The organism is Albidovulum sp., from assembly GCF_008933605.1.
In the GTDB taxonomy this organism is placed as follows: Bacteria; Pseudomonadota; Alphaproteobacteria; order Rhodobacterales; family Rhodobacteraceae; genus Albidovulum.
Genome location: NZ_WBUS01000099.1, coordinates 1 through 12,433, shown reverse-complemented (window position 1 = coordinate 12,433; position 12,433 = coordinate 1). Strand labels below are relative to the sequence as shown.

Here is a 12,433-nt window from a genome sequence, read left to right as displayed (position 1 = left end):
GGTTTCGGGCACCGGGGCGCGGCCGCCGAAGCGGTCGAGAAGCTGGGTGAAGCGGCGCGGCCGCCAGACGTGGCGCAGGAGCGCGGCCTTGCGGCTTTCGAGCGTGTTCAGCCCGCGCACCGCCGCCGTCAGGATCGCGATGTCGCCGGTGACGGCCCGGAGCCTCAGATCGGAAAGCAGGCCGGCGAAAAGCGCGAAGACCTCGGCATCGGCGGCGCCGGGGTCGGCGCGGTCGAAGACCTCGTAGCCGACCTGGACATATTCGGACTTCCGCGCCGTCAGATGCTCCTGCTTGCGGAAGACCTCGCCTGCGTAGCAGTAGCGCGCGGGTTCGGCGCCCCCCTCCATGTGCATCTGCACCACCGGCACGGTGAAGTCGGGGCGCAGCATCATCTCGCCCCTCAAGGGGTCGCCGGTGACATAGGCGCGGGCGCGGATGTCCTCGCCGTAGAGGTCGAGGAGGACCTCGGCCGGTTGCAGGATGTCGGCCTCGACCGGCAGCGCGCCGGCCGCGCGGAAGGCGGCCATCAGGCGTTCCGCCTCGGCCCGCGCTGCGGTCTTCGGCGCCATTCAGGCGGACCCCAGGAGGCGGCGGACGGCCGGAACGAGGTCGCCGCGCGCGACCTCGGTCTGGGCGGGCTGGCTTTTCCATTCCTCGTGGGAGGCTTCGGCGGCGATCCTCGCGCCGAGGAAGAGGTCCTTCAGCTGCACGACGCCGCGCGCCGCCTCCTCGGTCCCCTGGATCACGGCCAGGGGGGAGTTGCGCTTGTCGGCATACTTCAGCTGGTTGCCGAAGTTCTTCGGATTGCCGAGGTAGACCTCGGCGCGGATCCCCGCCTGCCGAAGTTCGGTCGCCATCTTCTGGTATTCGGCCATCCGGTCGCGGTCCATCACCGTGACGACGACGGGGCCGCGCGTGTCGGCCTGGATGCGCCCCTTGGCGCGCAAGGCGGCCAGCAGGCGGTCGACGCCGATCGAGACGCCGGTCGCGGGGACCGCCTGGCCGGTGAAGCGCTTGACGAGGTCGTCGTAGCGCCCGCCGCCGGCGACCGAGCCGAACTGCCGGGGGCGGCCCTTTTCGTCGAGGATTTCGAAGGTGAGTTCGGCTTCGAAGACCGGGCCGGTGTAGTAGCCGAGGCCGCGGACGACGGAGGGGTCAATCACGATGCGGTCGGGGCCGTAGCCCTGGGCGGCGAGAAGATCGGCAATCTTCTCAAGCTCTTCCACGCCTTCGACGCCGATGGTTGAGCCCTGAACCAATTCGCGGAGGTGAAATATTGCCATCCGGTTGTGTAGTTCATCGGCTGGCACGGGGTCATCTAGTGCGTCACGGTCCACGGACTTGGCCAAAGAAACGTGAAGCCATTTTTTGAAGTCGTCGTTATCGAGAATGAACGACGACCTTATCCCGCCGATAAGTATTTTGTCGCGCTCCGCCTCCCAGTTTACGAAGCGCATAATCACATCGGACTGCGCGGCGCTCAGCCCCGCCCCCTTGGTGAAATCGCCGCTCTCATCCTTCCGGCCCGCGCCCAGAAGCGCGCGCACCCCCTCCGGTCCCAACCGGTCGATCTTGTCGATGGCGCGCATGACGATGCCGCGTTCGTGGGCGAATTTCTCCGGGTCGGCGGGGTCGAGCACGCCCGCGACCTCCATCACCCCGTTCAGCACCTTCCGGTTGTTCACCCTGACCGCATAATCCCCGCGCGGGATGCCGACCTCTTCCAGCGCGTCCGCCAGCATGGCGCAAATCTCGGCATCCGCCGCGACCGAAGCAGCCCCGACCGTATCGGCATCGCATTGATAGAACTGGCGAAAACGCCCCGGCCCCGGCTTTTCGTTGCGCCAGACCGGGCCCATGGCATAGCGGCGGTAGGGCGTCGGCAGGTCGTTGCGGTATTGTGCCGCGACGCGGGCCAAGGGCGCGGTCAGGTCGTAGCGCAGCGCCAGCCAGTCGCCCTCGCGGCTCGCGCCCTCCTCGTCCTCGCGCCAGGCGAAGACGCCGGCGTTCGGGCGGTCGACGTCGGGAAGGAACTTGCCGAGCGCCTCCACCGTCTCCACCGCCGAGGTCTCCAGCGGATCGAAGCCGTAGCGGTGATAGACCCCGGCGATGGTGTCGAGCATCGCCTTGCGCTCGCTCACCTCGGCGCCGAAATAGTCGCGGAAGCCCTTCGGCGTCTCCGCGCGCGGCCGTCTCGGTCCGCCCGACCTGTTCGCGTCCTTGGCCATCGCCAGACCCTTCACATCCATCCGCGCGCGGGTGTAACGGAAGGGGGGGCGGCGAACAAGCGGCTGTGTCCGCCGCCGGAGCGGGCCGTCGGTCTTGCGTCGGTTTCGCGTCGGGTTTGCGTATGGCATCCGTCCCGACAGGCGTCGGGCGGTTCGGGCGGCAGGGGGCGGTGGCGATGGACGGACGGCTGGAGCGGGCGGAAGAGGAACTCGCGCATCTGAGGCGCGCCCTCGACGACCTGTCGGACGTGGTGGCGCGGCAGTCGCGCGAGATCGACGGGCTCAACCGGCGCGTGGCTCTGCTGATGGAGCGGGCGGCCGAGGCGGAGGCGTCGGCCGGGGGCGGGGTGCCGCTGGCCGATCAGAAGCCGCCGCACTGGTGAGCCTGCGGTGACGGGTATCATGGTGTCAGGCTGGTGTCAGGATCAGGCCCGACAAGTCCCGCAGCTTGCATGACCGGCCCGCGCAGATGAGATTCCGCGTCTCGACCTTCTTCGGCACCCCGCACTGGCCGACCGTGGCGCTGACCTACGCGCTTGGCAGCTGCGGCGGCCTCGCGGCGAAGGCCCTGCACCTGCCCTTGCCGATGCTCCTGGGATCGCTCCTCGCAGTAGGCGCGGCGGCCATCGGCGGGCTGCGGCCGTTCGGCCATCTGCCGCAGGCGCCGCAGAAGCTCAGGATGATCGTGATCCCGGTGATCGGCGTCGCCATCGGCGGCTCGGCGCGGCCCGAGATCCTCGCCGAGGCGCCGGCCTGGATCCCCTCGCTTCTCGCGCTCTGCCTCTTCATCCCGCTAGTCCACTACGGGGGCTACCGGCTGCTGCTGGCGACGGGGCAGACCGACCGCCGCACCGCCTTCTACGGCACCGCCCCGGGCGGGCTCGTCGAGACGGTGCAGATGGGCGAGGAGGCGGGCGCGGACATCCAGATGCTCGCCATGCTGCAGTTCCTGCGGCTCATCCTCACCATCGTCTTCGTCCCCCTCGCCTTCACCTGGATGGAGGGCCATGCGGTGGGTTCCGCCGGGGGCGCGCGGGTCGCGGGCGCGGCGCTGCATGCCGCCGATGCCGGCATTCTCGCCGTCTGCGCCGTGGTCGGCGCGATGCTCGGCCTTTGGCTGAAGCTGCCGGCGGGCCATGTGCTCGGCCCGATCGTGCTCTCGGGCGCGGCCCACGTCGCGGGGCTGACCCAGGCGGTGCCGCCGGGCTGGATGATCGCCGCGGCGCAGGTGGTGATCGGCACCTCGCTCGGCGTCCGTTTCGCGGGAATGCCGAAGGGGCGCATCCTCGTGGCGCTGCGCCTCGCGCTGATGAACGCGGTCCTGACCATCGGCACCGCCGTGGGTTTCGCCCTTGCCGTCGCGCCCGTCACCGGCGAGCCGGTGCGCGCCGTCTTCCTCGCCTTCGCGCCGGGCGGGCTCGTCGAGATGGGGCTGATCGCGCTCAGCCTGAAGATGTCGATCCTCTACGTCACCGCGCATCACCTGCTCAGGATCATCCTCGCCGTCAGCTTCGTGCGCGCCTTCGGGCGGCGGGTGGGCTAGCGGCACGGGACGCGGCGGGGGCGTCAGACCTCCTCGACCAACAGCACCCCGGCCATGGCCTTGATCGCCCCCTTGATCTGCGGGTTCACCGGGAAATCGCGGCCGGTGGAGACCTCCACCTCCTCCCCCGTCTCGCGGTCGGCGATGCAGAAGAGGATCGGGCCGCGGGACCGGATCTTCGCCTCGGCGGCGATGCGCTGGAGGAGGGCCGCGACCGAGGCCACGGCCTGATCGCTGTCGATATGGATGCGCAGGCCCGCGCCGCCGGCATCCGCGACGACACCCTCCATCGCGGCGACGGAACGGGCGACCGGATCGAACTGGCCCTCGTTGAAGCGCGCCTCGAGCGTCATCACCACCTGCGGCGTCTGGTCGAATATCCGCCGACAGGTCTCGAAATCCTCGGGGAAGAGCGCCATGCCGGCGACCTGGCCGGTGGGGTCGGAGATGTTCATGCGGAAGAAGCGGTTGCCGCGCGCGGATTTGCGTTCCTGCAGGCCCGAGACGAGGACGCCGACGCGGGCGACGGCGGCCCCGTCGCGTTCGGCCTTCTGCTGCAACTCGGCCAGCGTCAGGAGCCCCTTGCGCTTCAGCGCGGGGGCGTAATCGTCGAGCGGATGGCCCGAGAGATAGAAGCCCACCGCCTGGTGTTCCTGCGCCAGACGGTCCGCCGGCATCCAGTCCTCGGCCTGCGGCAGGCGCGGTTCCGGCAGGTCCTCCCCCGCCTCGCCGAAGAGCGAGACCTGGGCGGACGCCCGGCCCTCGTGCACCGCAGCCGACCAGGCGACGAGCGGATCGAGCGCCGCGAGGACGCGGGCGCGATTGGGATCGAGCACGTCGAAGGCCCCGGCGCGGGCGAGCATCTCGAGCGGCCGCTTGCCGATGCGCTTGAGGTCCACCCGGCGGGCGAAGTCGAAGAGCGTGGCAAAGGGGCGCTGCCCCCGCGCCTCGGTGATGAGCCGCATCGCCTCGACGCCGACGTTCTTCAAGGCGCCGAGCGCATAGACGATCTGGCCGCCGGCGACCGTGAAGGTCGCCTCCGAGCGGTTGACGCAAGGCGCCACGATGGCGAGCCCGAGGCCGCGGCGCACCTCCTCGGCATAGACGGCGAGCTTGTCGGTCAGGTGGATGTCGCAGTTCATCACGCCGGCCATGAACTCGACCGGATGGTTGGCCTTCAGCCAAGCCGTCTGATAGCTGACCACGGCATAGGCGGCGGCGTGCGACTTGTTGAATCCATAGTTGGCGAATTTCTCCAGCAGGTCAAAGACTTCCCCGGCCTTCTTCCGGTCGACGCCATGGGCCGTCGCGCCGTCCACGAACTTCGGACGCTCCTTGGCCATCTCCTCGGCGATCTTCTTGCCCATGGCGCGGCGCAAGAGGTCGGCGCCGCCGAGCGAATAGCCGGCCATGACCTGCGCAATCTGCATCACCTGTTCCTGGTAGACGATGATGCCTTGCGTCTCGGCGAGGATATGGTCGATGGAAGGGTGAATGGATTCAAGCTCCTTCACGCCGTTCTTCACGTCGCAGTAGGTCGGGATGTTCTCCATCGGGCCGGGACGGTAGAGCGCCACGAGCGCCACGATGTCCTCGATGCAGGTGGGCTTCATGCGCCGGAGCGCGTCCATCATGCCCGAGCTTTCCACCTGGAAGACCGCGACCGTCCTGGCGCTGGCGTAGAGCCGGTAGGTCGCCGCATCGTCGAGCGGGATGGCGTTGATCTGGTCCACGGCGCCCTCGGGCGGGTCGTAGAGGCGGCGCCCGTCGGCGGCGATGTGCAGGTGCCGCCCCTGCGCCCGGATCAGGTCCACCGCGTTCTGGATCACGGTCAGCGTCTTCAGCCCGAGGAAGTCGAACTTCACCAGCCCCGCGGCCTCGACCCATTTCATGTTGAACTGGGTCGCGGGCATGGAGGAGCGCGGGTCCTGGTAGAGCGGCACCAGCTCGTCGAGCGGTCGGTCCCCGATCACCACCCCCGCGGCATGGGTGGAGGCGTTGCGCAGGAGCCCCTCGATCTTCTGGCCGTAGTCGAGAAGCCGCTGCACCACCTCCTCGGCGCGCGCCGCCTCCCTCAGCCGCGGCTCGTCCGCGAGCGCCTTCTCGATCGACACCGGCTTCACGCCTTCTACGGGGATCAGCTTCGACAGTCGGTCCACCTGGCCGTAGGGCATCTGCAGGACGCGGCCCACATCGCGCACGGCGGCCTTCGACAGGAGCGCGCCGAAGGTGATGATCTGCGCCACCCTGTCGTGGCCATAGCGCTCCAGCACGTAGCGGATGACCTCCTCGCGCCGGTCCATGCAGAAGTCGATGTCGAAGTCGGGCATCGACACCCGCTCGGGGTTCAGGAACCGCTCGAAGAGGAGCGAGTAACGCATTGGATCGAGGTCGGTAATCGTCAATGCGTAGGCGACGAGCGAGCCCGCGCCCGACCCCCGGCCGGGTCCCACCGGGATGTCGTGCGCCTTGGCCCACTTGATGAAGTCGGCAACGATCAGGAAGTAGCCGGGGAACCCCATCTGCTCGATGATGCCAAGCTCGAAGTCGAGGCGCGCCTCGTAGTCCGCGACGCTGACCGCGTGGGGGATGACGGCGAGCCGCGCCTTCAGCCCCTCGATGGCCTGGCGGCGAAGTTCCTGGACCTCGTCCTCGGCGAAGCGCGGCAGGATCGGTTTGCGCTTCGACACGGCGAAGGCGCAGCGGCGGGCGATCTCCACCGTGTTTTCCACCGCCTCGGGCAGGTCGGCGAAGAGCGCGGCCATTTCCTCGGGGGACTTCAGGTAGTGCTGCGGCGTCAGGCGGCGGCGGGGTTCCTGCTGGTCGACGTAGGCACCTTCGGCGATGCAGATGAGCGCGTCGTGCGCCTCGAACATCTCCGGTTTCGGAAAATGGACATCGTTAGTTGCGACCAGCGGCAGGCCGAGCGCATAGGCCATCTCGACATGGCCGCGCTCGGTCAGCCGCTCGGCCTCGGCATATTGCCCGCCCTCGCCGGGGTGGCGTTGCAGCTCGACGTAGAGTCGGCCGGGATAGGCGGCCGCGAGCCGCCTCAGCAGGGCCTCGGCCTTCGCGCCCTGGCCGGCCTGCAGGTGCCGGCCGACCGGCCCGTCCGGCCCGCCGGTGAGGCAGATGAGGCCCGTCGCGTGGCGCTCCAGCTCCTCCGGCGTGACATGCGGCAGCGACCCGTCGCCGCGCAGGTAGAGGAGGGAGTTGAGCTTCATCAGGTTGAGATAGCCGGGCTCGTCCTGTGCGAGGAGCACGACGGGCGCGAACGGCCGGGGCCGTTCGCCCGGCTGCGCCGGGTCGAAATCGACCGAGACCTGGCAACCGACGATCGGCTGCACCCCCGCCGCCTTGGCCAGCACCGAAAATTCCAGCGCCGCGAACATGTTGTTGGTGTCGGTCACGGCGACGGCGGGCATGTTCATCTTGTCGCAGAGGCCCACGAGCTTCTTCACCGGCACCGCCCCTTCGAGGAGCGAGTGTTCGGTGTGGACGCGCAGATGGATGAATCGGGGGGCGGCCGGCATGGGACGAGACTAGCGGAGCGGCAGGGCGGGCGAAAGCGCTTCCCCGACCTGGCGCCACGGGTGCCGCGGGCTCGGGCAGCACCCCGGACCTCTGGTCACGGCGCCACGTGGTAGTCGCGGATGCGGCCGCGGAAGTAGGGCTCGTAACCGGTGTCGGGCCAGACATAGCCGACCTCGCCGTATTCCGGCAGCCGGCGCGGGCCGATCTGCCGGTAGTCGCCGAAGGTGCCCCGCCAGTCGAGCGTCGTGCTCGTGCCGGCGGAATCGCGCGCGGGCCGGCCCGACGCCTCCATGCCGACGATATCGCCGGCGGCGTCGAAACGGAAGGTGACGCGGGCGGTTCCGCCCTGCGTCGCGAGCCGCACCTCCACCCGGTCGGGGCCGGTCACGCGCCAGGCGAGGTCGGGGTTGCCGAGGATCGCGTCCGGCGCCCAGGGCAGTTCCGCCAGATAGCGGAACGCCTCGCCGAGCGCGAGGTCGCGCCCCGACATCCGCGCCAAGGGCACCGAGCCGAAGAGGCGCGCCTCGAGCACGCCTTCGGCGCCGACATAGGCGTCGACGACCCTCAGATGCTGGACCGGGCCGAGCGACTGGCGCGCATCCCAGAGAAAGCCCGCGCGGCCGAGCGCTACGACCTGCCAGGCGACGGTGCGGGCGAAGCGACCGCCCTTCCTGAGCCTCAGTTCGCTGTCCTGCGAGAAGGAGGCGAGGCGGAGCCCCGCACCGGGCTCGGCCCCGGCGCGGCGTGCGAAATCGGCGACAAGGGGCGGAAGCCGGTCCTCGAGGCGGCGCGTCGCCGGCGTGTCGTGGAGCCTTGCGGCAAGCTTAAGGATGCGCCCGCGGAACCGCGCCGCCGCCACCGTCTGCGCCCCGGCGAGCCCGAGGGCGGCGAGGATGAACACGGCGGCGGCGGTTTCCATGCTGGCTCCTCCCTGGCCGCGAAAGCCTGCGGTTGCGCCATCATAGGAGCGGCCGGGCGGCAAGCGCCAGCCTCTCCGGGATCGCGGCGGAAGCGTCGCGGCGGACGACATTCTCATGAAAGTCCGAAGACACCTTCGCGCTTCGCCGAAAAGGTTCTGCTTGCCTTGATGCCGGCTTCGGCGCTTCATGGCGACAGGGACGGACGCGCGAACCTGCTTTACGCCGCATCGGGTAGGCGCGCATGGGGGGATGACCCCCGGTCCGGGACGGGGAGAAGGCGGCAGGACCAGAGATGGCTGAGATCGGGTTTGTCCTCAATGGCGCACCGGTCCGTCTTTCCGCGAGCTCACCGACACGGACGCTTCTGGACTGGCTGCGCGAGGAGCGCGGCCTGACCGGCACAAAGGAAGGCTGCAACGAGGGCGACTGCGGCGCCTGCACGGTGATGGTGACGGACGACGATGGTGCCCGCGCGCTGAATGCCTGCCTGCTTTTCCTGCCGCAGCTCCACGGCAAGGCGGTGCGCACGGTCGAGGGGCTGGCGGGCCCGTCCGGCGAATTGCATCCGGTGCAGGAGGCGATGATCGCGAATCACGGAAGCCAGTGTGGCTTCTGCACACCGGGGTTCGTCGTGTCGATGGCGGCGGCGCAGATCAATGGCCGGACCGACCACGACGACGTTCTCGCCGGCAATCTCTGCCGCTGCACCGGCTACGCGCCGATCATTCGCGCGGCCGGTGCAGCGGCGGGCACGCCTGCGCCGGGCTGGGTGAGGGATTCCGCGCCGGAGGCCGGGCCGGCACCCTTCGCGCCCGCATCCTCGGACGAACTCGCCGCGTGGTACGAAGAGCACCCTGAGGCCGTGCTGATCGCGGGGGCGACCGATGTCGGGCTCTGGGTGACAAAGCAGCTTCGCGACCTGCCCGAGGTGGCCTTCCTGCACGCATGCAGGGACCTGCAACGCATCGAGACGACGCCCGACGGCTTCCGCGTGGGCGCCGGAGTGACCATCGCGCGCCTGCGCTCCGCGATGGCGGGGCCGCACCCGGCCTTCGCCGAACTGCTGCGGCGCTTCGCCTCCGAACAGGTGCGCGGGGCCGCGACCATCGGCGGCAACATCGCCAACGGCTCGCCCATCGGCGACGCGGCCCCGGCGCTGATCGCGATGGCCGCGCGGCTGCATCTGCGCAAGGGGGCGGCGCGGCGCGAGATCGCGCTGGAGGACTTCTTCCTCGACTACGGCCGGCAGGACCGTGCGAAGGGCGAATTCGTCGAGGCGGTGACGATCCCCGCCTCCGCGACCGGCTTCACCTGCTACAAACTGTCGAAAAGGTTCGATCAGGACATATCCGCCGTCTGCGGCTGCTTCAACCTGGCGCTGGATGGTTCGAAAATCGCAAGCGCGCGGATCGCCTTCGGTGGCATGGCCGGGGTGCCGAAACGCGCCCGCACGGTCGAGGCGGCGCTGGAGGGGCGTCCCTTCACGCGCGCCACCTTCGAGGCGGCGCTGCCCGCCTTCGCGGCGGACTTCGCCCCCATCGACGACATGCGCGCCTCGGCCGGCTACCGGCTCGAGACGGCCGCGAACATGCTGCTTCGCCATTTTCTCGAGCGCACCGGCGTGCGGGCGAACGTCTTGGAGGTGGAGCCATGAGTGTCGCCAAGCCCCTGCCGCACGACTCCGCGCATCTGCACGTCGCGGGAACCGCGCGCTATGTCGACGACCTGCCGCTGCCGGCGAATACGCTGCATCTGGCCTTCGGCCTCTCGACGCTCGCGCATGGCGAGATCCTGTCGGTCGACCTCACCGAGGTTCGCGCCAGCCCCGGCGTGGTCGCGGTCTGGACCGCGGCCGACCTGCCCTTCGCCAACGATGTCTCCCCCTCGATCCACGACGAGCCGCTGCTGGCGACGGACCGGGTGCACTACGTCGGCCAGCCGGTCTTTCTCGTGGCGGCAGAGAGCCACCTTGCCGCGCGCAGGGCGGCGCGGAAGGGAAAGATCGTCTGCCGCGAGCTGCCCGCCATCCTGACGGTGGACGAGGCGCTGGCGGCGGAGAGCCGGTTCGAGGGCGGGCCGGTGATCTGGGCGCGGGGCGACGCCGGGGCGGCGATTGCCGCGGCGCCGCGGGTGGTCGAGGGCCGGTTCGACATCGGCGGGCAGGAGCATTTCTATCTCGAGGGCCAGGCGGCGCTGGCGCTGCCGGCGGAGGGGGGCGTCACCGTCCATGCCTCCAGCCAGCATCCGACCGAGATCCAGCACAAGGTCGCCGAGGCGATCGGCGCGTCGATGAATGCCGTCCGGGTCGAGATGCGGCGGATGGGCGGCGGCTTTGGCGGCAAGGAAAGCCAGGGCAACGCGCTCGCCGTCGCCTGCGCGGTGATCGCGCGGGCCTTCGGGCGGCCGGCGAAGATGCGCTACGACCGCGACGACGACATGGTGATCACCGGCAAGCGCCACGACTTCCGCATCGAGTACTGCACCGGGGTGGACGAGGCGGGCCGCATCCTCGGCATCGAGTTCCGCCACCTCGCCCGCTGCGGTTGGAGCCAGGACCTGAGCCTGCCGGTCTGCGACCGGGCGATGCTGCATGCCGACAACGCCTATCACCTGGAGAACATCCGCATCGAGAGCCACCGGCTGCGCACGAATACCCAGTCCGCGACCGCCTTCCGCGGCTTCGGCGGGCCGCAGGGGATGCTTGGGATCGAGCGGGTGATGGACCATGTCGCCCATGCGCTGGGGATGGACCCGCTCGCCGTGCGGCGGGCCAACTTCTACGCCGACGCGCCCGGCCCCAGACGGCCGGGGGCGCCGCCCCCGGACCCCCGGAGTATTTCGGCCAAGAAGAGGCAGGAGACGCCCTACGGGATGGCGGTCGAGGACTTCATCCTCGGCGGGCTAGTGGCCCGGCTGGAGGAGACGAGCGGTCTGGCCGCGCGGCGGGCCGCTGTGGCGGACTGGAACGCGCGCGAGCCGGTGCTGAAGAAGGGGATCGCGCTGACGCCGGTGAAGTTCGGCATCTCCTTCACGCTGACGCATCTCAACCAGGCGGGCGCACTCGTCCATGTCTATCAGGACGGCTCGATCCACCTGAACCACGGCGGCACCGAGATGGGCCAGGGCCTGCACCGCAAGGTGGCGCAGGTCGCCGCGTCCGCCTTCGGGGTGGAGGCGGAGACGGTGGCGATCACCGCGACCGATACCGGCAAGGTGCCCAACACCTCGGCCACGGCCGCCTCCTCGGGGGCGGACCTGAACGGGATGGCGGTGAAGGCGGCCTGCGACGCGATCCGGGGGCGGATGGCCGAGTTCCTCGCCGCCGAGCACCAGAGCGAGCCGCACAAGGTGCATTTCGAGGACGGGCGGGTCTTTGTCGGCGGGGCGGAGATGAGCTTCGCCGAGGCCGCGGCGCGCTGCTACCAGGGCCGCGTCAGCCTTTCCTCGACCGGGTTCTACGCCACGCCGGACCTTGCCTGGGACCGCCGGGCCGGGCGCGGGCGGCCGTTCTACTACTTCGCCTATGGCGCGGCGGTGAGCGAGGTCGTCATCGACACGCTGACCGGCGAGAACCGCATCCTGCGCGCGGACATCCTGCATGACTGCGGAGCGAGCCTGAACCCGGCCATCGACATCGGCCAGATCGAGGGCGGCTTCGTGCAGGGCGCGGGCTGGCTGACGACGGAGGAACTGGTCTGGGACGACAGGGGGCGGCTCCGGACCCACGCCCCCTCGACCTACAAAATTCCCGCCTGTTCCGACCGGCCGCGGGTCTTCAACGTGGCGCTCTGGGACGGGGCAAACCGGGAGGAGACGATCTATCGCTCCAAGGCGGTGGGCGAACCGCCGCTGATGCTGGGAATTTCCGTCTTCTCGGCGCTTGCCGCGGCCTGCGCGGCCTGCGGCCCCCACTATCCCGACCTGCAGGCCCCGGCGACGGCGGAGGCGGTGTTGGCGGCGGTGAACCGGGCGCGCGGCCTGGGTCGGGGGCGGGCATGAGCTTCGAACGCGCCGCGCTGGCGAGGGCTGTTGCCGCGCATGGCGCGGTGGTCCGGGTCGTCGTGGCCGAGGCCCTAGGGTCGGCCCCGCGCGAGGCGGGGGCGGCGATGCTGGTCTGGGCAACGGGGCAGGAGGGCACGATCGGCGGCGGGGCGCTGGAATTCGCGGCGGCGGCACGGGCGCGGGAGATGCTGGCGAAGGGCGGGGC

9 protein-coding genes are annotated in these 12,433 nt (G+C 70.2%); 5 read left to right on the top strand and 4 right to left on the bottom strand.

Annotated features, from left to right (window positions below):
* Positions 1 to 570, bottom strand: a 570-nt coding sequence (locus F9K34_RS12900; protein ID WP_291337376.1) for an ATP phosphoribosyltransferase regulatory subunit, incomplete at its 3' end; no start/stop codon positions are given.
* Complete coding sequence (hisS, locus tag F9K34_RS12895; RefSeq protein ID WP_291337378.1) at positions 571 to 2,229, bottom strand: histidine--tRNA ligase; 1,659 nt, start codon at positions 2,227 to 2,229, stop codon at positions 571 to 573.
* Positions 2,230 to 2,351: 122 nt separating this feature from the next.
* Between hisS and F9K34_RS12890 the strand changes: the two genes are divergently transcribed.
* On the top strand, positions 2,352 to 2,612 hold the full coding sequence (locus tag F9K34_RS12890) for a SlyX family protein (protein ID WP_366557902.1): 261 nt from the start codon (positions 2,352 to 2,354) through the stop codon (positions 2,610 to 2,612).
* An 86-nt stretch (positions 2,613 to 2,698) separates the two neighbouring features.
* A complete protein-coding gene (locus F9K34_RS12885; protein ID WP_291337375.1) occupies positions 2,699 to 3,772 on the top strand; it encodes an AbrB family transcriptional regulator in 1,074 nt (357 codons plus the stop codon).
* A gap of 23 nt (positions 3,773 to 3,795) precedes the next feature.
* On the opposite strand, the gene dnaE is transcribed toward F9K34_RS12885, so the two are convergent.
* Both dnaE and F9K34_RS12875 read right to left on the bottom strand, forming a co-directional pair.
* Complete coding sequence (gene dnaE / locus F9K34_RS12880) at positions 3,796 to 7,305, bottom strand: DNA polymerase III subunit alpha (protein WP_291337374.1); 3,510 nt, start codon at positions 7,303 to 7,305, stop codon at positions 3,796 to 3,798.
* Positions 7,306 to 7,400: 95 nt separating this feature from the next.
* Positions 7,401 to 8,225 (bottom strand): DUF6544 family protein, encoded by an 825-nt coding sequence (locus F9K34_RS12875; RefSeq protein ID WP_291337373.1) that lies wholly within the window; start codon positions 8,223 to 8,225, stop codon positions 7,401 to 7,403.
* Between the two features lie 293 nt (positions 8,226 to 8,518).
* Between F9K34_RS12875 and F9K34_RS12870 the strand changes: the two genes are divergently transcribed.
* The 3 genes from F9K34_RS12870 to F9K34_RS12860 all read left to right on the top strand — a co-directional run.
* Positions 8,519 to 9,880: a xanthine dehydrogenase small subunit gene (locus tag F9K34_RS12870; RefSeq protein WP_291337372.1), complete on the top strand. Its 1,362-nt coding sequence runs from the start codon at positions 8,519 to 8,521 to the stop codon at positions 9,878 to 9,880.
* Positions 9,877 to 12,225 carry a xanthine dehydrogenase molybdopterin binding subunit gene (gene xdhB, locus F9K34_RS12865; RefSeq protein ID WP_291337371.1) on the top strand — a complete coding sequence of 783 codons (2,349 nt, stop codon included), beginning with the start codon at positions 9,877 to 9,879 and terminating at the stop codon, positions 12,223 to 12,225. Before F9K34_RS12870 ends, xdhB begins: the two co-directional genes overlap by 4 nt.
* A partial coding sequence (locus F9K34_RS12860; RefSeq protein ID WP_291337370.1) for an XdhC family protein occupies positions 12,222 to 12,433 on the top strand: 212 nt, incomplete at its 3' end. The genes xdhB and F9K34_RS12860, both read left to right, overlap by 4 nt.

What these genes read in the sequence shown, in the direction of transcription:
- hisS (WP_291337378.1), bottom strand. Translation starts at nt 2,229, where the DNA reads ATGGCCAAGGACGCGAACAGGTCGGGCGGACCGAGACGGCCGCGCGCG.
- F9K34_RS12890 (WP_366557902.1), top strand. Translation starts at nt 2,352, where the DNA reads ATGGCATCCGTCCCGACAGGCGTCGGGCGGTTCGGGCGGCAGGGGGCG.
- F9K34_RS12885 (WP_291337375.1), top strand. Translation starts at nt 2,699, where the DNA reads ATGAGATTCCGCGTCTCGACCTTCTTCGGCACCCCGCACTGGCCGACC.
- dnaE (WP_291337374.1), bottom strand. Translation starts at nt 7,305, where the DNA reads ATGCCGGCCGCCCCCCGATTCATCCATCTGCGCGTCCACACCGAACAC.
- F9K34_RS12875 (WP_291337373.1), bottom strand. Translation starts at nt 8,225, where the DNA reads ATGGAAACCGCCGCCGCCGTGTTCATCCTCGCCGCCCTCGGGCTCGCC.
- F9K34_RS12870 (WP_291337372.1), top strand. Translation starts at nt 8,519, where the DNA reads ATGGCTGAGATCGGGTTTGTCCTCAATGGCGCACCGGTCCGTCTTTCC.
- xdhB (WP_291337371.1), top strand. Translation starts at nt 9,877, where the DNA reads ATGAGTGTCGCCAAGCCCCTGCCGCACGACTCCGCGCATCTGCACGTC.